At 71.1% G+C, this 22,005-nt stretch carries 12 protein-coding genes, 1 tRNA gene and 2 pseudogenes; 9 read left to right on the top strand and 6 right to left on the bottom strand.

From position 1 onward, the window contains the following. Window positions 1-19 precede the first annotated feature (19 nt). From kdpB to ACNAVT_RS02945, 4 genes and pseudogenes are all read left to right on the top strand, one after another. Window positions 20-2,230, top strand: a pseudogene (gene kdpB / locus ACNAVT_RS02960) (potassium-transporting ATPase subunit KdpB). Further along, a complete protein-coding gene (locus tag ACNAVT_RS02955; protein WP_416292521.1) occupies window positions 2,230-3,111 on the top strand; it encodes a potassium-transporting ATPase subunit C in 882 nt (293 codons plus the stop codon). Before kdpB ends, ACNAVT_RS02955 begins: the two are co-directional and overlap by 1 nt. An 81-nt stretch (window positions 3,112-3,192) precedes the next feature. After that, window positions 3,193-5,733 carry a DUF4118 domain-containing protein gene (locus ACNAVT_RS02950; protein ID WP_416292519.1) on the top strand — a complete coding sequence of 847 codons (2,541 nt, stop codon included), beginning with the start codon at window positions 3,193-3,195 and terminating at the stop codon, window positions 5,731-5,733. Continuing rightward, entirely contained in the window at window positions 5,730-6,410 is a 681-nt protein-coding gene (locus tag ACNAVT_RS02945) for a response regulator (RefSeq protein ID WP_416292517.1), read from the top strand. The genes ACNAVT_RS02950 and ACNAVT_RS02945 overlap by 4 nt, the downstream gene beginning before the upstream one ends. A gap of 26 nt (window positions 6,411-6,436) precedes the next feature. Here ACNAVT_RS02945 and ACNAVT_RS02940 read toward each other — a convergent pair whose 3' ends face one another. The 4 genes from ACNAVT_RS02940 to ACNAVT_RS02925 form a co-directional block, all read right to left on the bottom strand. Next, window positions 6,437-7,186 carry a zf-HC2 domain-containing protein gene (locus ACNAVT_RS02940; RefSeq protein WP_416292515.1) on the bottom strand — a complete coding sequence of 250 codons (750 nt, stop codon included), beginning with the start codon at window positions 7,184-7,186 and terminating at the stop codon, window positions 6,437-6,439. Between the two features lie 89 nt (window positions 7,187-7,275). Further along, complete coding sequence (locus ACNAVT_RS02935; RefSeq protein WP_416292513.1) at window positions 7,276-7,845, bottom strand: sigma-70 family RNA polymerase sigma factor; 570 nt, start codon at window positions 7,843-7,845, stop codon at window positions 7,276-7,278. A 145-nt stretch (window positions 7,846-7,990) separates the two neighbouring features. Beyond that, entirely contained in the window at window positions 7,991-8,398 is a 408-nt protein-coding gene (locus ACNAVT_RS02930) for a RidA family protein (RefSeq protein ID WP_416292511.1), read from the bottom strand. Continuing rightward, on the bottom strand, window positions 8,395-9,240 hold the full coding sequence (locus ACNAVT_RS02925; RefSeq protein WP_416292510.1) for an NAD(P)-dependent oxidoreductase: 846 nt from the start codon (window positions 9,238-9,240) through the stop codon (window positions 8,395-8,397). Before ACNAVT_RS02925 ends, ACNAVT_RS02930 begins: the two co-directional genes overlap by 4 nt. Before the next feature lie 86 nt (window positions 9,241-9,326). Here ACNAVT_RS02925 and ACNAVT_RS02920 point away from each other — a divergent pair, with 86 nt between their 5' ends. From ACNAVT_RS02920 to ACNAVT_RS02910, 3 genes are all read left to right on the top strand, one after another. Then, window positions 9,327-10,223 (top strand): LysR family transcriptional regulator, encoded by an 897-nt coding sequence (locus tag ACNAVT_RS02920; protein ID WP_416292508.1) that lies wholly within the window; start codon window positions 9,327-9,329, stop codon window positions 10,221-10,223. A gap of 480 nt (window positions 10,224-10,703) precedes the next feature. Beyond that, the gene (locus tag ACNAVT_RS02915; RefSeq protein ID WP_416292506.1) at window positions 10,704-15,077 is read left to right on the top strand and encodes an ExeM/NucH family extracellular endonuclease; all 4,374 of its coding nucleotides are present in this window, start codon (window positions 10,704-10,706) and stop codon (window positions 15,075-15,077) included. 320 nt (window positions 15,078-15,397) lie between these two features. Beyond that, entirely contained in the window at window positions 15,398-18,502 is a 3,105-nt protein-coding gene (locus tag ACNAVT_RS02910) for an ExeM/NucH family extracellular endonuclease (protein ID WP_416292504.1), read from the top strand. Between the two features lie 109 nt (window positions 18,503-18,611). Here the strand turns inward: ACNAVT_RS02910 and ACNAVT_RS02905 are convergent, their stop codons facing one another. After that, window positions 18,612-19,874 carry an ATP-binding protein gene (locus tag ACNAVT_RS02905; protein ID WP_416292502.1) on the bottom strand — a complete coding sequence of 421 codons (1,263 nt, stop codon included), beginning with the start codon at window positions 19,872-19,874 and terminating at the stop codon, window positions 18,612-18,614. 337 nt (window positions 19,875-20,211) lie between these two features. On the opposite strand from ACNAVT_RS02905, the gene ACNAVT_RS02900 reads away from it, so the two are divergent. Then, window positions 20,212-20,287, top strand: a tRNA-Arg gene (locus tag ACNAVT_RS02900). A 181-nt stretch (window positions 20,288-20,468) separates the two neighbouring features. Here the strand turns inward: ACNAVT_RS02900 and ACNAVT_RS02895 are convergent. Then, window positions 20,469-20,873: pseudogene (locus tag ACNAVT_RS02895) on the bottom strand (tyrosine-type recombinase/integrase); the annotation flags it as partial. A gap of 661 nt (window positions 20,874-21,534) precedes the next feature. Here ACNAVT_RS02895 and ACNAVT_RS02890 point away from each other — a divergent pair. Then, entirely contained in the window at window positions 21,535-21,936 is a 402-nt protein-coding gene (locus ACNAVT_RS02890) for a hypothetical protein (protein WP_416292500.1), read from the top strand. Window positions 21,937-22,005: the final 69 nt, after the last annotated feature.

Below are 22,005 nucleotides of genomic sequence, written 5' to 3'. Positions count from 1 at the left end.
CATCATGAGGAACGAGGACATGTCCGTCACGCCTGTGACATCCGGTGGCACCGGCGAGCAGCCGGTCGCCGGCACCCCGGCCACCCAGGGCAACCGGGTCGGCGGGGGCCTGCTCGACCCGAGGCAGCTGATCCGGTCCCTGCCGGACGCGCTGCGCAAGCTGGACCCGCGCACGCTGTGGCGCAACCCCGTGATGCTGATCGTCGAGATCGGCGCGATCTACACCACCGTGTTGGCCGTCGCCGACCCGTCGGTGTTCGCCTGGGCCGTCACGGTCTGGCTCTGGCTCACCGTGATCTTCGCGAACCTCGCCGAGGCGGTCGCCGAGGGCCGCGGCAAGGCGCAGGCCGCGACGCTGCGGCAGGCGAAGAAGGACACCATCGCCACCCGACTGATCGGCTGGACCCCGGGTGCCCGGGCCAACGGGTACCGCGACGAGGCGGTGCCCGCGCCGGAACTGAAGCTGGGCGACATCGTGCTGGTCGAGGCGGGCCAGGTCATCCCGGGCGACGGCGACGTGGTCGAGGGCATCGCCAGCGTCGACGAGTCCGCCATCACCGGCGAGTCGGCGCCCGTCATCCGTGAGTCCGGCGGCGACCGCAGCGCGGTCACCGGCGGCACCCGGGTGCTCTCCGACCGGATCATCGTCAAGATCACCCAGCGACCGGGCGAGAGCTTCATCGACCGGATGATCGCCCTGGTGGAGGGGGCGAACCGGCAGAAGACCCCGAACGAGATCGCGCTGAACATCCTGCTCGCCGCGCTCACGATCATCTTCCTGCTGGCCGTGGTGACCCTCCAGCCGCTGGCGATCTTCTCCAAGGGCTACCAGGCGGCCGCCCCTGACACCGGTGCGATCACCAACGCCGGGGTCACCGGGGTGGTTCTGGTGTCCCTGCTGGTCTGCCTGATCCCGACCACCATCGGGGCGTTGCTCTCGGCCATCGGCATCGCCGGCATGGACCGGCTCGTCCAACGCAACGTCCTGGCCATGAGCGGCCGGGCCGTCGAGGCGGCCGGCGACGTGAACACCCTGCTGCTCGACAAGACCGGCACCATCACCCTCGGCAACCGGCAGGCGGACGAGTTCCTCCCGGTCACCGGCGTGACCGCGGACGACGTCGCCGACGCGGCGCAGCTGTCCAGCCTCGCCGACGAGACACCCGAGGGTCGCTCGATCGTGGTGCTCGCGAAGAACGAGTTCGGGCTGCGTGAGCGCGAGCCCGGGCTGATCCCGCACGCCGCGTTCGTGCCGTTCACGGCGCAGAGCCGGATGAGCGGCGTCGACCTCACCCCGGACAGCACCGACGACGGCGGTGCCGGCGCACCGGCCCGGCGGATCCGTAAGGGCGCCGCCGCCGCCGTGATGAAGTGGGTCCGCGAGAACGGCGGCCACCCCACCGAGCAGGTGGGGCAGCTCGTCGACGAGATCAGTGGCATCGGTGGCACGCCACTCGTCGTCGCCGAGCACGTCGAGGGCGAACCGGCCCGGGCGCTCGGGGTCATCCACCTGAAGGACATCGTCAAGACGGGGATGCGTGAGCGCTTCGACGAGATGCGCCGGATGGGCATCCGCACCGTCATGATCACCGGCGACAACCCGCGTACGGCGAAGGCGATCGCGGACGAGGCCGGGGTGGACGACTTCCTCGCGGAGGCCACCCCGGAGGACAAGCTCGCCCTGATCAAGAAGGAGCAGGAGGGCGGCCGGCTGGTCGCGATGACCGGCGACGGCACCAACGACGCGCCCGCCCTCGCCTAGGCCGATGTCGGGGTGGCGATGAACACCGGCACGTCGGCCGCCAAGGAGGCCGGCAACATGGTCGACCTCGACTCCGACCCGACCAAGCTGATCGAGATCGTGGAGATCGGCAAGCAGTTGCTGATCACGCGGGGTTCACTGACGACGTTCAGCATCGCGAACGACGTGGCGAAGTACTTCGCGATCATCCCGGCCATGTTCGCCGGCATCTACCCGGGTCTGGACGCGCTGAACATCATGCGGCTGGCCGGCCCCGAGTCGGCGATCCTGTCCGCGGTCATCTTCAACGCGATCGTCATCGTCGCGCTGATCCCGCTGGCCCTGCGCGGCGTGCGCTACCGCCCGTCCAGCGCGTCGAAGCTGCTCAGCCGCAACCTGCTGGTGTACGGCCTGGGCGGCATCATCGTGCCGTTCATCGGCATCAAGCTCATCGACCTGCTCATCCAGTTCGTCCCGGGGATCTCGTGATGCGCCTCCCTAACTGGCTCGCTCAACACCTGGCCGCGCTGCGCGCGCTGCTCGTCTTCACCGTCCTGCTCGGCTTCGCGTACCCGCTGGCCCTGGTCGCCGTGGGCCGGATTCCCGGCCTGCAGGGCAAGGCCGACGGCTCCCTGGTCACGGTCGACGGCCGGACCGTCGGCAGCACCCTGATCGGACAGTCGTTCACCGACGCGGACGGCAACCCCGTGCCGCGCTACTTCCAGTCCCGGCCGTCGGCGGCCGGCGCCGGCTACGATCCCACCGCCACCGCGGCCAGCAACCTCGGCCCGGAGAGTGTGGTCGACACCATCGCCAGCAACCCCGACGACTCGAAGCACAGCCTGCTCACCCAGGTCTGCGCCCGGAGCAGGGCCATCGGCGAACTCGACGGCGTCGACGGGCGGCGGCCCTACTGCGCCCCGGACGGGGTCGGCGCGGTGCTGGCCGTGTTCCGTGCCGACGGGCTTACCGGCCGGATCACCCGGGTGGTCAGCGTCAACCAGGTCGCCCCGGCAACTCCCTTCCTCGCCAGCTACCAGGGGATGCCGGTGGAGCTGGCCCAGCCCGGCCACGACTACGTCGCCGAGGGCGGGGTGGTCATCCCGATCCGGGGTGACGCTCCGGCCGATCCGGCGGTGCCGGCCGACGCGGTCACCGCCAGCGGCAGCGGCCTCGACCCGCACATCAGCCCGGCGTACGCGCAGATCCAGGTGGCCCGCGTGGCGCGTGAGCGGGGCGCGGACCCGGCGGCGGTCCGGCGCCTGGTCGAGGAGCACACCACCGGGCGGGCGCTCGGGTTCATGGGCGAACCGGCGGTCAACGTGCTCGACCTCAACCTCGCCCTCGACGAGAAGTTTCCCGTCCGCTGACTGAGTCCAAGGAGGGGCCTCCTTCACCTCGCGGGGCGTCAAGAGGGCCTCTCCTGCCACCGATCGGGGAGGATGGTGACCGTGCCAAGGGGAGAACTTCGCATCTACCTCGGGGCCGCCCCCGGTGTCGGCAAGACCTACGCCATGCTCGAGGAGGCCCAGCGGCGCGCCGAACGCGGCACCGACGTGGTGATCGGCCTGGTCGAGACCCACGGGCGCCCGCACACCGCGGCGATGATCGGGGGGTTGGAGGTCGTACCCCGCCGCGCGATCACCTATCGGGGTGCCGGCTTCACCGAGATGGACCTCGACGCCGTCCTGGCCCGCCGCCCCGAGGTCGCGGTGGTCGACGAGCTGGCCCACACCAACGTGCCCGGCAGCCGCCACGACAAGCGCTGGCAGGACGTCCAGGAGCTGCTCGACGCCGGCATCAGCGTGCTGTCCACCGTCAACATCCAGCACCTCGAGTCGCTCAACGACGTGGTCGCGCAGATCACCGGCACCACCCAGCGGGAGACCCTGCCCGATCAGGTCGTCCGGGCCGCCGAGCAGGTCGAGCTGATCGACATGACCCCGGAGGCGCTGCGCCGCCGGATGGCTCACGGCAACATCTACCGCCCTGACAAGATCGACGCGGCGCTCGGCAACTACTTCCGGGTCGGCAACCTCACCGCCCTGCGCGAGCTGGCGCTGCTCTGGCTCGCCGACAAGGTCGACGAGCAGCTCGACGAATACCGCGCCCAGCAGGGCATCTCCGCCACCTGGGAGGCCCGGGAACGGGTGGTGGTGGCGCTCACCGGCGGGCCGGAGGGGGAGACGCTGATCCGTCGGGCGGCCCGGATCGCCGCCCGCAGCAAGGGCGCCGACCTGCTCGCCGTGCACGTGGCCCGCAGCGACGGCCTGGCCGGGGCGGACCCGGCTCAGCTCGCCCGGCAGCGGGTGCTGGTGGAGAGCCTCGGTGGGACGTACCACCACGTGCTAGGCACCGACATCCCGGCGGCCCTGCTGGATTTCGCCCGTGGCGTCAACGCCACCCAGCTCGTGCTCGGCGCGAGCCGGCGCGGACGCTTCGCCCAACTGGTGTCCCCGGGCGTCGGCGTCACCACCACCGCCCTGTCCGGCCCGATCGACGTCCACCTGGTGACCCACGCCGAGGCCGGGCGCGGCCGGCGCGGCGCGGCGATGCCCGCCGCGCTGTCCCGGCGGCGCCGGCTGCTCGGGTTCGCGCTCGCCGTGTTCGGCATGCCCGCCCTGGCCGGGCTGCTGCTGGCGCTGCCCAACCTCATGCTGACCAACGACATCCTGCTCTTCCTCGCCGGCGTGGTCGGCGTCGCCCTGGTGGGTGGGCTGTGGCCGGCGCTGGTCGCCGCCCTGGGCGGCTCCCTGCTGCTCAACTGGTTCTTCACCCCGCCGTACCACACGCTCACCATCGCCGAGGCGGACAACCTGCTCGCACTCGGCGTCTTCGTCGGTGTCGCGGTCGCGGTGAGCTGGGTGGTCGACGTGGCCGCCCGGCGTACCCGCGAGGCGGCGCGGGCCTCTGCCGACGCGCAGACCCTGGCCACCGTCGCCGGCGGCGTGCTGCGCGGCGAGCGACCGCTGCGGGCGCTCCTGGACCGGCTGCGGGAGACCTTCGCGCTGCGCGCGGTGAGCGTGCTGGAGCTGGTCGCGGAGGCCGAGGGACGCCCGGGCCGGGCACAGGAGGAGGCGGCCTGGCGGGTGGTGGCCGGCGTCGGCGAGGCGCCGCCGGGTAGCCCGGGCGCTGGGGAGACCGCCGTGCCGGTGGACGAGCGGCTCACCGTGGTGCTCTCCGGCCGTCGGCTGGAGGCCGCCGACCGGCGGGTGGTCGAGGCATTCGCCGCCCAGGCCGCCGTCGCGCTGCGCCAGGAACGCCTCGCCGAGGAGGTCGCCACCGCCCGGCCGCTCGCCGAGGCCGACCGGATGCGCACCGCGCTGCTTGCCGCGGTCAGCCACGACCTGCGTACGCCGCTGGCGTCCGCGAAGGCGGCGGTGAGCAGCCTGCGCAGCCATGACGTGGAGTTCGGCGCGGACGATCGCGAGGAGCTGCTGGCCACCGCCGACGAGTCGCTGGACCGGCTCGGCCGGTTGGTGGCGAACCTGCTCGACATGAGCCGGCTCCAGGCCGGCGTCCTCGGCGTCACCGCCACGGCGATCGGGCTGGAGGACGTCGTACCCCGGGCCCTGGACGAGCTGGGGCCGGCGGCCGCCGACGTCACCACCGACATCCCCGCCGACCTGCCGGCCGCCACGGCCGACCCCGGCCTGCTGGAACGGGTGCTGGTCAACATCGTGGCCAACGCCCTGCGGCACAGCCCGCCCGGGCAGCCGCCCACCATCACCGCCAGCGCCCACGCCGGGCAGGTCGAGCTGCGGGTCATCGACACCGGCCCCGGCATCCCTGAGGACCAGTGGGAGCACGTCTTCCTGCCGTTCCAACGCCTCGGCGACCGGGACAACCAGACCGGGGTCGGCCTGGGGCTCGCGCTGTCCCGGGGGCTCGCGGAGGCGATGGGTGGCAGCATCACCCCGGAGACCACGCCGGGCGGCGGGCTGACCATGGTGTTGCGGCTGCCCGCCGCCGAGCAGAGGGGTGCGGAGTGACCCGGATCCTGGTCGTGGACGACGAGCCGCAGATCCTGCGCGCCCTGCGGATCAACCTGCGCGCCCGGGGCTACGACGTGCAGGTCGTCGAGACCGGTGCGGCGGCGCTGCGAGCCGCCGCCGGCCACCCGCCCGACCTGGTGGTGCTCGACCTCGGTCTGCCCGACCTGGACGGCGTCGAGGTGATCCGGGGCCTGCGCGGCTGGACCACCGTGCCGATCATCGTCCTCTCCGGCCGGGCCGGCAGCGAGGACAAGGTCTCCGCCCTCGACGCCGGTGCCGACGACTACGTCACCAAGCCGTTCGGCGTGGACGAGCTGCTCGCCCGGATCCGCGCCGTCACCCGCCGGCTCGGCGGTGCCGCGCCCGGCGCCCCTTCGCTACGGGTCGGCCGGCACACCGTCGACCTGGCCGACCGGACCGTCATCCGCGACGACGGCGCCGAGGTCAAGCTCACCCCCACCCAGTGGGCCATGCTGGAGAAGCTGCTGCGCAACCCCGGCAAGCTGGTCAGCCAGCGCCAGCTGCTGCACGACGTGTGGGGCCCGGAGTATCACCACGAGACCAACTACCTGCGGCAGTACATGGCCCAACTACGGCGCAAGCTGGAGGACGATCCGGCCCGCCCCCGGCATCTGATCACCGAGCCGGGGATGGGCTACCGCTACCGCCCCTGAACGGATCGGCACCGCCCCGGCGGCGGTCAGGCCGCCCAGCGATCGGAGGCACGGGCCGAGCCGGGATACGGCGGCAGCAGCCGCAACCCTGGGGACTCGGGCTGCTCCGGGGCGGGCAGGTGCCAGCGCGGCTCGGCCGGGCGGCCCCGTTGCGCCGGGCCGCCGGGCCGCAGCCGGGGGCGGGACAGCGCGACGACGATCACGTATCCGGCGACCAGGAACCCGTGGCTGATCAGCCGGGTGGTGTCCACCCGCCCGGTGGCCAGGTCGTTGACCGACAGCAGCACCAGCGTGCCGACGAACGCGGACAGCATCGGCACCAGCCCCGTCGGTGTTGTGCGCCGGGCCGCGACGAACAGGAAGCCGGCACCGACGGCGACGTTCCACGCCGCCGACTCGTGCCACAGGTGCCCCGACGCCAGCGCACCGGTCGTCGTGTGGTCGTGGACGCCGGTCGCCCCCTGGCCGATCTGCGCCAGGCCGAGGACGAGCTGCAGCGTGCCGATCAGACCCAGCACCGTCCGCAGGGTGAGTGCGATCCGCTCCCGGCGGCGCGGAGCCGGCGCCGGGAGCGCGGCGAGGATGACGTCGGTGAGGTCGTCACCGGTCACACTGACCGACAGGCGCGCCCGGCGGGTCACCGCGGCGGCCCGGTCGTACCAGGCCCGGCAGTCGCCGCACCCGTCCAGGTGGGCCTCCGCGGCCACCCGCTCGGCGGCGGTCTCCTCCCCGTCCAACTGCGCCGACAGCACCTCGCGCCACTGCTCACACCCCATGTACCGATAGTCGGCCCGAGGGTGGCGTGAGTTCCCGCGGACCTCGCACGATCTGTCGCCTCGGCGCAGGTCACCCGGGCTGAGCCGGGTTACCCCGCGGCGCCGCCGTCCCGCCGCGCGCCCTCCCCGGACCGGCCGGCCGTGGCGGCGACGAGGTCCTCCCGGGCCCGGGCCACCCGGGAGCGGATGGTGCCGATCGGGCAGCCGCACACCTCCGCCGCCTCGGCGTAGGACATGCCGAGGATCTGGGTGGCGACGAAGGCCTCGCGCCGTTCCGCCGGCAACGCCGCGATGAGCTGCTCCAGCACCACCTGCCGGTCGAAGCCGCCGTGGTGCGCGTCGGGGGCGTCGTACCCGTCAGCCATCGGCACCGTCCGCGGGCGCGACGTCGCGGCCCGCGTGTGGTCCACCGCGACCCGGCGGGCGATGGCGAGCAGCCAGGTCCGCGCCGAGGACCGCCCGGCGAACGACGGCAGCGACCGCGCCGCGCGCAGGAAGGTCTCCTGGGCCAGGTCCTCGGCCTCGGACGGTGAGACCAGCGCGGCGAGGAAACGCCGGACCTGCTGCTGCGTCGCGCGGACGAACCGGGCGGCCGCGTCCCGGTCACCCTCGCCGGCGGCCAACGCCCACGCGGTGACCTCCGCGTCGTCGTCAGCCATCGGGCACCTCCGCTTCGGGCCGTTGGAGGATATGCACCCGGCCGCAATCACGACAAGTTGTAGTAGTAACCGATCGACAGCGTACCGCAATCGGCGCTGGCCACGGCTCCGTCGGTCGCCCTCGTCGTCGGTCGGGTGCCGGCGTTCAGCCGGTGGTCACGGCGGCAGTCACCTCGACCTCCAGCACCGCGCCGTCCAGGAACAGTCGGTTCACCTCCACCGTGGTGCTGGCGGGCTTGGCGTGCGGGAAGTACCGACTGCGGACTTCGGCATAGCCGGCCAGGTCACCGAGGTCGGTCATGAACGTCCGGACGTGCATGACGTCGGCGAACGTGGCGCCGTGTGCGGCGAGCAGGCCACCGACCAGCTCGAAGATCCGCTCGGACTGCGCCCGGACGTCGCCGGGCGCCACCACGGCGCCGTCGTCGTCGACGCCGACCTGGCCGGAGAGTAGCAGCAGGGCGCTGCCCGGCAGGTCGAGGCGGGCGACGTGGGCGAACCGGTCGCCGAACGGCGCGGAGACGGTCGCGGGGTTGTCCAGGGTCACGATCACGGCTGCTCCTTGTCGTGGGTGGTGGTGGGGCGGACACCGGTGAGGGCGGCGATGTCCTCGTGCGGGTGGGGCGCGGCCGCCAGTGCCGACGCGGCGGCGTGCAGGACGGGCGCGGGAACGTCGCCGAGCGCGTCGAGGGCGAGCCGGGCGTCCTTGGCGGCCAGGGCGACGGTGAACGCGGCATCCGTGGCGGTCGCCCGGGCGACCGCGCCGCGCAGCGGTCCGACCTCGAGCGCCTCGATCGCCGTACGCCGGTCCACGCCGACTGCCGCAGCGACCGCCAGCGCGTCGGCGGTGGCCGTGACGGCGGTGACCAGAGCGGTGTTGAGCACCAGTTTCAGCGCGGCGCCGCTGCCGAGGCCCCCGCACCGGCGGACCGTGCCGAGTAGTTCCAGCACCGGGGCGACCCGGTCGACGGCCGCCTCCGGGCCGCCGGCCAGCACCACGAGCCGACCCGCCTCGGCCGCGCCGGCGCTGCCGGCGACGGGCGCGTCCACGAGCGGTACGCCCGCCGGCAGCAGCCTGGTCAGCTCAGCCACGGCCCGAGGGCCGATCGTGGACATCTCGACCAGATGGGTGCCGGGCCGCAGGTCGGCCGCGGCCGGGTCGGCGCCGAATAGCACCTCCCGAACGGCGGTCGCGTCGGTCAGCATGGTGATCACCACGTCGGCGTCCCGGACGGCCTCGGCCGGGGTGGCGGCGGCCCGCGCCCCGGCCGCGACGAGCGAGCCCGTCCGGCCGGGGGTGCGGTTCCAGACCGTGAGGCGCTGCCCCGCGGCTAGCAACCGGCGGCCGACCGCCGCGCCCATCGTGCCCGTGCCCAGCAGTGCGATGACGTTCATGGCCGGAACGCTAGGTGGCGCACAATCATGCCACAAACGAATGATCAGCATTACTGCCATGCGCACACGGAATGTCAACATGGGGCATGCAGCCGCACGCACTCCAGGTCTTCCGCGTCGTCGCCGAGCACGGCTCCATCACGGCCGCGGCCCGGACCCTGCGTTACACCCAGTCGGCGGTGTCGCGGCAGATCGCCGCCCTGGAGGCCGAGGCCGGCTGCCCCCTGTTCGACCGGCTTCCGCGCGGTGTCGCGCTGACCGAGCAGGGCCGCTGTCTGCTCGGCCACGCCGAGGTGGTGCTCGACCGGCTCGACGTCGCCCGGCGCGACCTGGCCGCGCTCCGCGACCTGAGCGCCGGCCGGCTGCGGGTCGGCGCGTTCCCGACGGCGGTAGCCGCACTCGTGCCGCGTGCGCTGGCCGCGTTCCGGTCCGCCCACCCGCAGGTGGCACTGTCCCTGGTCGAGGGCCTGACACCCGGGCTGATGGACCGGCTGCTCGCCGGGGACGCCGACGTGGCCGTGGTGAGCGCGGCACCCGACCAGCCTCTCGACAGTGACCGGTTCGATCTGCACCACCTCGTGGACGAGGTCCTGTTGGTGGCGGTGCCCCGGGCGCACCGGCTCGCCCGCCGGCGGACCGTCCGGCTGCGTGAACTGGCCGACGACGCGTTCATCGCCGGCTCGGCCACCGCCGAGGAGACCCTGCTGCGGGCCACCCTGCCGGCGGGCTTCCGGCCGCGGATCGACATCGTGGCCGCGGAGTGGACCGGCAAGCTGGGCTGTGTCGCGGCCGGGTTGGGCGTCGCCCTGGTGCCCGCGCTGGCCGTCCGGGCCGCCCCGCCCGACCTCGCCCTGCTCCGCCTGCACCCCGACGACGCCTCGGTCCGGCGGGTCTTCGCCGCCACCGTCGCCGGTCGCAGCCGACCGCCGGCGGTGCAGCGGTTCCTCACCCATCTCGACGAGGTGGCCGCCGGGTTGGAGTGAGTCAGGTGGAGCAGGGCTGGCTGCCGGACCGCTGACCAGCGGACCGGCATTCCGGTCGACCACGAGTCTGGCCGCTGTGGACTGCACGGGTAGTCGGCGGGCGTTCACAGCCCCAGGCGTACGGGATTGGCAAATCGTGCCGTGGAGTTGGACCTCCTGCCCCGCGACAGTGAGGTATCCCCCACCCCCCGGCAGTTGCAACCCCGCCCTCTGTCACGATCATTCAACCCCGGCACCCGTATGATCACGGGCGTCACCCCTGGCGTGTTCCGAGTCGTTCGGTGGCGCGAGCGAATAATCGAAGCTTGCAAATATTTGCTCGCCTGCGTCCGTTTTATCGCTCGGCGCACCTTTGTCTGGCCTTTGTTGCTTTCGGGCCAACTGGCCAGCTTGCTCCGTACATCTGGCGGCTCCTGCAAAGACACCATTTGCGTTTAGGTTCCACCAGTCCACTCCCCCCCCCTCGGAGGTCCAGCTTTTATGCTCCGACCCAAGCGCCGACACCCGGTTTGGGTGTTGGGCGTACTCGCCACCAGCGGGGCGCTCGCTCTGAGCAGCAGCGCCACCGCCCTCGCCGCTGAGTCGGCGACACCATTCATCAGCGAGATCCACTACGACAACGCCGGCACCGACGTCGGTGAGGCGATCGAGATCGAGGCGCCGGTCGGCTTCGACCTGAGCGGCTGGCAGATCGTTCTCTACAACGGCGGGAACGGTGCGGCGTACAACACCCGTACGCTGAGCGGCGCCGTGCCGGCGGCTGGCGTCGTCGTCGCCGACTACCCGGTCAACGGCATCCAGAACGGTGACCCCGACGGTGTCGCGCTGGTCTCCCCGACTGGTTCGGTGGCGGAGTTCATCACCTACGGTGGAACGTTCGACGCGATCGGCGGCCCGGCCAACGGGTTGACCGGCACCGACATCGGGGTCAAGGAGAGCACCGCCACCCCGGTCGGCTACTCGCTGCAGAAGATCAACGGCACCTGGAATCAGCCGGCGACCAACACCTTCGGTGTCCGCAACGGCGCCGGCAACCCCGACCCGGGCCCGGACCCGGACCCGGGCATCGGCTGCACCGTCACCGTCGACCACACCATCGCGGAGGTCCAGGGCACCGGCAGCGCCACGCCGCTGTCGGGCACCCAGGTCACCGTCGAGGGCATCGTGACCGCCGACCACCGCACCGGTGGCTACAACGGCATCTACGTGCAGACCGCCGGCAGTGGCGGAGACCGTCCGGTCGCCGCCGGCACCGCCTCCGACGGCATCTTCGTCTACCTGACGACCAACACCGCCAACCACCCGCCGGTCGCGATCGGCGACCGGGTGCGGGTCAGCGGCACCCCGAGCGAGTACAGCGGCCTCACCCAGCTGAACATCGCCGCCAAGAGCGACGTGCAGATCTGCGCGCACGGCGCGGCCCTGCCCGCCCCGGTCCCGGTCAGCCTGCCGCTGGCCGACGGCGCCCGCGAGTCGGTCGAGTCGATGCTGGTGGCGCCGGTCGGCCAGTACACCGTCTCCGACGTGTACAACACCAACCGGTACGGCGAGGTCGTCCTCGCCGCCGGTGACCGTCCGGCCCTGAACTCGACCGACCTCGCCCGCCCGGGCTCGGACGCCGCCAAGCAGGTGATCGCCGACAACAAGCTCCGCCGGATCCTGGTCGACGACGGCAAGACCACCAACCTGGCCACCGCCGGGCTGCTGCCGCCGTACATCTCCAAGGCGAACCCGCTGCGGATCGGCGACTCGGTCGAGGCGTTCGGGCCGTCGGTGCTGTCCTACGGCTTCAACGAGTGGCGCCTGCAGCCGACCACCCCGGTCAGCGCGGACACCCCGGCCGCCGACCGGACCAGCTTCAAGGCCACCAACCCGCGTACGCCCGGGCCGGCGAACGTCGGCGGGGACGTGCGGGTGGCGAGCTTCAACGTCCTCAACTACTTCGTGCACTTCGGTGGCGACGCTCGCGGCGCCGCTGACGCGGCCGGGCTGGCCAAGCAGGAGGCGAAGATCGTTGCGGCGATCAGCTCCCTGGGCGCCGACGTGGTGGGTCTCGAGGAGATCGAGAACTCGGTCCGGTTCGACCCCAACGACCCGCAGCAGGCGCTGAAGCGGCTGGTCAACGCGCTCAACGCGAAGGACGGTGCGGGGACCTGGGACTACGTCCGTACCCCGGCCGAGCTGCCGGGCCCGGACCAGCAGGACTTCATCACCACGGCGATCATCTTCAAGCCGGCCAAGGTCCAGCCCAAGGGGCCGGGTCGGTCGATCAACGACGAGACCGTCTGGTTCAACGCCCGCGAGCCGATCGCGCAGACCTTCACGGCGGGGAAGACCTCCTTCACCGTGGTCGTCAACCACCTCAAGTCCAAGAGCGGCACCGGGACCGGCGACAACGCCGACGCCGGTGACGGTCAGGGCAACTGGAACGGCGACCGGGTCCGGCAGGCCAAGGCGCTGACCGCGTTCGTCGACCAGGTCAAGGCTGACAGCGGCACCGACGATGTGCTGCTGCTGGGTGACTTCAACGCGTACACCCAGGAGGACCCGATGCAGGTCCTCTACCAGGCCAAGTTCAAGGATCTGAACAACACCGGCAAGGCCACCTACGCCTTCGGTGGCGAGTCCGGCTCGCTCGACCACGCCCTCGCCTCGCCGTCGCTGGCGTCGCGGATCACCGGGGTCGACGTGTGGCAGATCAACTCGGTCGAGTCGTTCGCCTTCGAGTACGACGGTCTGGCCGCCTTCTACGAGCCGACCCCGTACCGGGCCAGCGACCACAACCCGGTCGTGGTGGGCATCAGCACCAGCGCGAAGCCGGTCAACCTGCAGCTGCTGGGCATCAACGACTTCCACGGCCGGCTGGAGTCCCCGGCCACCGTGGGTGGTCAGCCCGTCGGCGGCGCCGCTCAGCTCGCCGGCCTGGTCGGTCAGCTGCGGGCGCAGAACCCGAACACCGCGTTCATCTCCGCGGGTGACAACATCGGCGCGTCCACGTTCATCTCGGCGATCGACGGGGACACCCCGACGATCGACGCCCTGAACAAGGCCGGCCTGGTCGCCTCGGCGGTGGGCAACCACGAGTTCGACAAGGGCATCGCCGACCTCACCGGCCGGGTGTCCGACCGCGCGGCCTTCCCGTACCTGGGCGCCAACGTCTACCGGGGTGACACCCGGGTGCTGCCGGCGTACTCGGTCAGCACCATCGGTGGGGTCCGGGTCGGCTTCGTCGGCGTGGTGACCGAGCAGACCGCGTCGCTGGTCAGCCCGGACGGCATCGCCGGCCTGAGCTTCCACGACCCGGTCGCCGAGGCCAACCTGGTGGCCGGCCAGCTCAAGGACGGCAACCCGGACAACGGCGAGGCCGACGTGGTGGTGCTGCTCGCGCACGAGGGTGCCGCGACGGAGAACATCACCTCCGCCGAGGCGCTGGCCAACGACCCGGTCTTCGGCAAGTTCACCCGGGTCAACGCCACCATCGACGCGATCTTCAGCGGTCACACCCACCAGCCGTACGCGTTCAGGCTCCCGGTCCCCGGATCGGACAAGCTGCGTCCGGTGGTGCAGGCCGAGGACTACGGCATGCGGCTGGGCAAGGTCAACCTGACCTTCGACCCGAACACGAACTCGGTGACCACCTCCGACGCGCAGCTGGTCGACGTGGTCGGCGCGCCGCAGGACCAGGCCGTGGCCGACATCGTGGCCGCCGCCAAGGTCAAGGCGACTGAGCTGGGCAAGCAGAAGCTCGGCTCGATCACCGCGGACGCCAAGCGGGCGTACACCAACGGCAACGAGGACCGGGGCAAGGAGTCGGCGCTGGGCAACCTCATCGCCGACGTGCAGCTCGCCGGCACCAAGGACGCCGGCCGGGGTGGGGCGCAGATCGCGTTCATGAACCCCGGTGGCCTGCGGGCCGACCTGCTCTACCGGACCGACGGCACGGTGACCTACGCCGACGCCTTCGCCGTCCAGCCGTTCTCCAACGATGTGGTCACCAAGAGCTACACCGGTGCCCAGATCAAGCAGGTGCTGGAGGAGCAGTGGCAGCCGGACGGCGCGTCCCGCCCGGTGCTGTGGCTGGGTGTGTCGAAGGGCTTCACCTACACCTACAACCCGGACGCGCCGAAGGGCTCGCGGATCACCTCGGTCAAGCTCAACGGCACGCCGCTCAACCCGTCGGGCACCTACCGGGTCACGGTGAACTCGTTCCTCGCCGCCGGCGGTGACAACTTCACCACCCTCGGCAAGGGCACCAACCCGGCGACCACCGGCGACAACGACCTCACCATGCTGGTGAGCTACTTCGCGGCGAACTCGCCGGTCACCGCGGACACCCAGCCGCGGTCGACGATCGGCCAGGCCGGTCCGCAGTGCACCACGACGATCACCGGCAAGTACAGCAAGGCGCTGGTGGTCAGCGCGGGCCTGACCTGCCTGGAGAACGCCACGGTCTCCGGCGCGATCACGGTCAACCCGGGTGCCTCGCTGGTGGTCACCGGCGGCACCATCAGCGGCCCGGTGTCCGCCACCCGCCCGGTGCTGTTCGACATCTCCGGCGCGACGGTGTCCGGCCCGATCACGGTCACCGGTGCCACCGGCGACCTGAGCATCGTCAAGGGCAAGGTGAGCGGCCCGGTGTCGATCACCAACAGCACCGGTGGGGTACGGATCGACACGGTCACCGTCAGCGGTCCGGTCACCCTCACCGGCAACACCGGCAGCCAGCCGGTCGTTGTCGCCGCGAACACTGTCAGCGGGACGCTGGGTTGCTCGGGTAACACCCCGGCCCCGGTGAACGAGAGCCGGCCGAACAGCGTGAAGGGCACGGCCACGGGCCAGTGCGCAAAGCTGTAGTCCGGATGCGATAACCGGTCCGCGGCCGGAGCCGATCAGGCTCCGGCCGCGGATCGTTTTGTGGCAGGCATCCGCTGATCGGGGCACCAACGCCGGAACTCGGACCGGATATCCCAGTCGACAGTCGGATTGCCGGGGGCGAACGGGGCGAATCGTCGGGCGGGGTCTTTACGACTGACGTCAATTCCGCGAAGTTGTCTGAGGCTGTCATACGGCGTTCAGCTTTCGTCCGCCGATGGGTCGACGTCGGACGCTTACCGTCCGCACGTCGGCCCGCAGCATGTCGGAGCCGAATCACGACTATCTGGAGGTCCGGGTAGATGCCCCGTGCGCTCATCCGGCGAGTCACCGTCGCCTTGTCCTTGTCCATGACCGGCTTGGCCGGTCCGTTGCTCGCTGCCCCGGCGTCCGCCAGTCCGGCCGGGACGGGCCTGGTCATCAGTGAGACGTACGTCAACGGCGGCTCGTCCGGCGCGAGCTACCTCAACAAGTTCATCGAGCTCTACAACCCGACGTCGAACGCCGTCCCGCTCAGCGGCAAAACCCTGCAGTACCGCGCGCCCACGAGCACCGTGGTGCCGAGCGGTGCGCAGGTGTTCGCGCTGTCGGGGGCGGTGGCCGCGCACGGCCACTTCCTCATCCAGCTGCCGAGCAACGCCGCCCCCACCAATCCCGGCGAACCGCTGCCCACGCCCGACCTGAGCACCGGCAACAGCGTCAACCCGGGCGCGGGCGGTGGCACGCTCTACATCGCGGCCAGCGGCTCCGGCGTGCTCCCCACCGACAGTTCGGTCATCGACAAGATCGGCTGGGGGACCAGCAACTCTCCGGAGGGGACCGCCGCGACCGGTAACTCGCTCGTCCTGAGCTATCAGCGGGACGCGGCCGGTACGGACACGGACAACAACGCCGCCGACTTCCGCACCGCCACCCCGACGCCGCAGAACGCGGCGTCCGACGGCGGCACGACCCCCGTCACGGTGACGGACCCCGGCACCCAGAACGCGACGATCGGCACCGCGATCGCGCCGCTGACCCTCGGCGCCACGGGCGGCACCCCGCCGTACACCTGGACCGCGACCGGCCTGCCCGCAGGCCTGGCGATCTCCACGGACGGGGTCGTCACGGGCACCCCGACCGCAGCCGGCACGTCGTCGGTGACGGTCACTGTCACCGACTCGGAGGGCGCGAACGCCTCGGCGTCGTTCAGCTTCACCGTCGCGGCCACCACGACGGTCCTGTCGATCGCCGAAATCCAGGGCACGAACACCGACACGTCGCCGTACGCCAACAAGGAGGTGACGACCGAGGGCGTCGTGACCGCCACCTACACCACCGGCGGATTCAACGGCTTCTTCATGGAGACCGGCGGCGCCGGCGGCACCGAGGCGGAGGACGCCACGCCGGGCGCCTCCGACGCGATCTTCGTATTCGGTTCGGCCGCGGCCAGCCAGGTCAACATCGGCGACAGCGTCCGGGTCACCGGCACCGTGCAGGAGTACCAGGGCCTGACCGAGATCACCTTCCCGACCGTCACGAAGCTCGCCAACCCGCTGCCCCCCGTCAAGCCGGACGTGATCCCGTGGTCCGCCCTCACGACGGACGCCCAGAAGGAGGCACACGAGGGCGAGCTGATCCTGCCCCAGGGCGACTTCACCGTGTCGGACAACTACGACGCGAACTGGTACGGCTCCTTCACCCTCGCCGCCGGTGACACGCCGCTGCGCCAGCCCACCGACGTCGGACCCGCCGGCAGCGCCCAGGCGCAGGCCGTGGTCACCGAGAACGCCGCCCGGACGGTGACCCTGGACGACGGCGCGAGCACGAACTACAGCGGCAGCGCGAACACCGGCCAGCCGCTGCCGTGGTTCACGCCGGGCAACCCCGTCCGCGTCGGCTCGAAGGTCACCTTCCACCAGCCGGTGGTCCTCGAGTACCGGTTCTCGCTGTGGAACTTCCAGCCGGTCCGGCAGGTGAGCGACGACGGCGCCGCGGTCGCGACCTTCTCCGACACCCGTGCCCTGAACCAGCAGCCGGCCGCCGTCGGCGGTAACGTCCGCCTGGCGACGTTCAACGTCCAGAACTACTTCCCGACGACCGGGGAGGCGTACGTCGCCAAGGGCCTGGGTACCTGCACCTACTACACCGACCGGGCCGGCAACCGCATCACGGTGAAGAGCTGCACCGGCCCCGGCAACAGCGCAGGCCCGCGCGGCGCCGCCAACGACGCCAACTTCCAGCGGCAGCAGGCGAAGATCGTCACCGGCATCAACCGGCTCGGTGCCAGCATCGTGTCGCTGGAGGAAGTCGAGAACTCCGCGAAGTTCGGCCAGCCTCGGGACACCGCGCTCGCCGGCCTCGTCGACGCGCTCAACGCCGCCGCCGGCTCGACGGTGTGGGCGTACGTGCCCTCGCCGGCCGACGACAAGCTGCCGCCGCTCGGCCAGCAGGACGTGATCCGTACGGCGTTCATCTACAAGCCGGCGGAGGTCGCGCTCGTTGGGGAATCGGTGGTGCTCACCGGTGACTCGGGCCCCGGCCAGCCGTTCTCGATCGCCCGCCAGCCGCTGGCTCAGGGCTTCAAGAAGGCCGGCGCGATCGACGCCGACGCGTTCCTGGTCGTCGCCAACCACTGGAAGTCGAAGGGCAGCGGGACCCCGCTGTACGACGGCGACCTTGAGAACACGTCCTCGCCGGCGGTGAACCAGGGCTCGTTCAACGCGACCCGGGTGCGCCAGGCGCAGGACACGAGCGCGTTCGCCACGCAGGTGGCGGCGAGCCTGGGCACCAACCGGATCTTCCTGGTCGGCGACTTCAACGCCTACACCCAGGAGGACCCGATGCAGGTGCTGTACGCCAACGGCTACACCGACCTGGGTGCCACCCTCGACCCGTCGGAGTCGACGTACGCCTACAACGGTCTGCACGGCTCGCTCGACCACGTGCTGGCCAACGCGGCCGCCCGCGCGCTGGTCACCGGGGCGGACGTGTGGCAGATCAACGCCCAGGAGGCGGTGGCCTACAACTACAGCCGCTACAACTACAACGCCACCCTGCTGTTCAACGGCAGCGACCCGTTCGCGGCGGCGGACCACAACCCGGTCGTCGTCGGGCTGAACGCGCCGGTGACGCCGGCCGTGCCGGCCTGGAGCGCCTCGAAGGTGTACAACACCGGCGACAAGGTCTCCTACCAGGGCTCGACCTGGCAGGCGCTCTGGTGGACCCAGAACCAGACGCCTGGTGACCCGTACGGCCCGTGGCAGCAGATGGTGACCGCCGCCGACGGTACCGCCGTCTGGACCCCGTCACGCATCTTCGACACCGGAGACACGGTCGTCTACCAGGGCAAGAAGTACGTCGCCCAGTGGTGGACCCGCAACCAGGTCCCCGGCCAGCCCTACGGCCCGTGGAAGAGCGTCGGCTGATCCGGCGATAGTGCGATCGGGGCCGCCTTCCGCGTGGGAGGCGGCCCCGGTCGTCGTTCAGGCCACGATCTCCTCGCCCAACCCCGTGGGCCGGCCAACCTGAGCGAGGTCAGTCTGCTGTCGGGGCGGGAACCTGCCACAAAGCACTGATCGGCACGGCGCGGAGTCTGTCGCCGAACGGTAGCGTGGAGGTTCCTGTGTAGAGGACGATGCCGGCGATGAAGTCGTCGCCGAGGCGGTCGGCGAGTCGGCGTAGCCCGCGGAAGTCGTCGGGGCCGACGGTCGTGGCTGCTTTGACTTCGATCCCAACCACGTGGCCGGATCTGTTCTCGAGCACCGCGTCGACTTCATACCTGCTCTGGTCGCGGTAGTGGGACAGGTCAGCAAACTGCTCGGACCAGGTGAGCTGGCGGCAGAGCTCGGACAGGACAAATGATTCGAGCAGCGGGCCGAACGGGGCACCCGGCCGGAGCAGTGCCCGGGCGTCGGTCGCGATCTCGTTGGCGGCGATGCCCGAGTCGACGAAGATCAGTTTTGGCGCGGCGGTGGCGCGGGTGCCCAGGTTTCGGGACCAGCCGGGGATCCGCTTGACCAGGAAGATCTCTTCCAGGGCCTGGAGGTAGCGTGCGATCGTCGGCCGGCTCAGTCCGAGTGCGGATTCGAGGGAATTGGCGGCGATGATGGTCGCGGACCTGGCCGCGAGTAGACGTACCAGTTTGCGTAGCTCGCCCTTGCGCCGGATGTCGGACAGCTGCTGGACATCGCGATCGATGAGCGCTTGGACGTACGCGTCGAGGAACCGTTGGCGGCGCCGCGAGTCGGCGCGGGTCGTGGCCTCGGGCAGGCCGCCGCGCACGATTCTGGCCGCGTAGTCGGCGCGGGTCACGTCCGACTCGTGTCGCAGGTCCGGGCCGAGCGTGAAGATGGCGTCGACGAATCCGTCCGGCTTTCCGTCGAGTTCGCCTTGGGAGAACGGCCAGAGCTCGACGGTTTCCATCCGGCCGGGCAACGCGTCCGGGGCAGCCACCATGCCGAACAGCCGCGATGATCCGGTGAGCAGATACCGGCCGGGACGAGGGTCCTCGTCGACGGCTGCCTTGATGGCCAGCAGCAGCTCAGGAGCGCGCTGGATCTCGTCGACGACCAGCAGTTCGGAGGAGTCCACGAAGCCGACCGGGTCGGCGATCGCTGCGGCCCGGTCCTGGGTGCGGTCGAGATCGCGGCGCTCGGCGAGACGATCGCCGGCGACGATGCGAACCAGGGTGCTCTTGCCGGCTTGACGTGCTCCGCTGACCAGTACGACGCGGGTGTCGGCCAGGGCAGCGTCGACCCGCGCGGCGGCGCGGCGTGGGATCAGGCGCGGTGCGGGCACGGGTCATGATATCCGGTGCGGTTTCGATCTGCGGGGAGAATCGCTTTCGATCTGCGGCCAACCTATGTTCGATCTGCGGGACCTGGGTGTGCGATCTGCGCGCCGTCGACCGCGGGGTGTTCACAGTCCGGCAGCATGCACTCGGGTAGAGACTCCTCCAGCGGATGCCAACCGTGTCAACGCGGGTCACCGCGGCCAACCGCTGTTCGCAACCTGGGATTCGTGTGCTCGGGGTGTGGCCCTGGGCTGGGAGAACAGGGGTACGGGTGACGTGGGTGAACGTGGGCCACTCCCTGCCACCCCAGGTGAACCCCAGGTCGCTAGACTAGGCGCTCGCGCCCTCGTAGCTCAGGGGATAGAGCAACGGTTTCCTAAACCGTGTGTCGCAGGTTCGATTCCTGCCGGGGGCACCAGGTCACACCCTTGATCCACGATCACTGCTCCGCTTTCCGAGGCTTGCGCGCCCGATCGCCTCGCCACCTTTGCCCTGCTCGCGTCCAAAAGCTGAGCGACCTCAGCGTCTCGCCCATCGACGGCACGGGCGTAGTGGCGGGTCGTCACGCTGGCATTGGCGTGCCCGAGCCGGCGAGCGGCCACCAGGACGCCGTGGGAATCCGCGACCCAGCTCGCGTGCGTGGCCCGCAGATCATGAGGCGTCACGTCGCCCAACCCAGCCGACCGGGCTGCAGCCAGGAACCGGCGGCGGAAGCCGTGGTAGCTCTGCTGCCGCTCGCGCGTGTGCGGCTGCCGACCAGGGAAGACGAACACGTCCGGTCCCTCGGGCAGCGTCGCCAGGTGCTCCCCGAGCAACTGCACCACGAACGCCGGCACGGCCAGCTCCCGCCGCTGGTGATTCTTCGGAGTGTCGATGACCGGCCCGCCAGAGAGCTGCGCCACCGCCTGGGCGACGGTCACCCGGCCCGCCCGGATGTCGACGTGGCGACGGCGCAGCGCCAGCGCTTCCCCGATCCGCAGACCGCCGTAGGCCAGCAGCAGCACCAGGACCCGATCCGGAACGTCGCAAGCGGCGGCGAGCTTGTCGACCTGGGCGACGGTCAGGATGGGCCGGATCAGACTCCGGCAGCCGAGGCAGGCGCACCGACCGGCACGGACTCGACCCAATGATCTCGTTGTCCACGGCAGCCCGCATGATCTGCGCCAGCAGCCGATACGCCTGCCGCACCTGCGAGGCGCTGAGCCGATCGGACAGCTCACCCACCCACCGTGCCACCATGATCGGTCGCAACGAGGTCAGCGGCATCGCGCCGAACGCCGGCAAGACGATCCGGTCGAGGACCGAGACCGGTAGGTGTGCCGGGTCTTGGGCTTCCACGACCGGTTTGCCGAAACAAACCACTGCTCTGCCCACTCACTGACTGTCGTCCGCTGGGCATCCGGCAGCACCCACCGATCACGGGCAATGTCCGCCTCCGCCATTGCGAGAAACTGCTCAGCCTCACGGCGGGTGCCGAAGGTGCGAGGCGCGGCGTGATCCGACCCGTCCGGTCCCCGGTAGCGAGCCTGCCAGCGCCCGGAGGGCAGTTGCCGAACGCGGCCGAAACGGCGCTTCTTCGCGGGTGCCATCACGCCACCACCCGGCCGTCTCGCCAGGTCAGTTCGCGCATGGGTTCGACCATGCCGGCGACCTAGAGGCGGCAGGTTGGCCGCCGACGAAACGTCCTGTCATGCCGAGAAGAGTCGTCTACAGTCCGAGGCCTGGTCGATGATCGGAGTGCTGTTTCGTATGACAGACCGAATGGCGGCAGTCACCGAACTCTGGGAGGAGCACATGCAGGCCGCCTTCCCTGGCCGGCTGAGAGGTGCTGACGTGGCTGGCGTCGAGATGGTGATGCTTGATGCGGGTGTGGCGGGCTGCGTCAGTACCTGGCTGCGCAAGGGCGGAAACATCGATGACCAGCGGTGGGACTATCTTGCGACGTGCGAGCAGCAACTCATCCGGGTCATCCCGGAGTTGAACGGCCATGAGGCCGCCTACTACCAGAGACTGTTGGACATGACGATATTGGTCCTCGACTCGCCGGGCGACCGACCGTCCGGCTGATCGGTGTTCACGCATCTGCCGCGATCAGCGCGCCACGCAGTGTCACTACAACAGATCAAGCCAGCGCCC

The sequence above is a fragment of the Micromonospora sp. SL4-19 genome (assembly GCF_047921475.1).
Lineage (GTDB): Bacteria > Actinomycetota > Actinomycetes > Mycobacteriales > Micromonosporaceae > Micromonospora.
The sequence above is the reverse complement of the archived record's forward strand: the minus strand, read 5'-3'. Positions and strand labels throughout refer to the sequence as shown.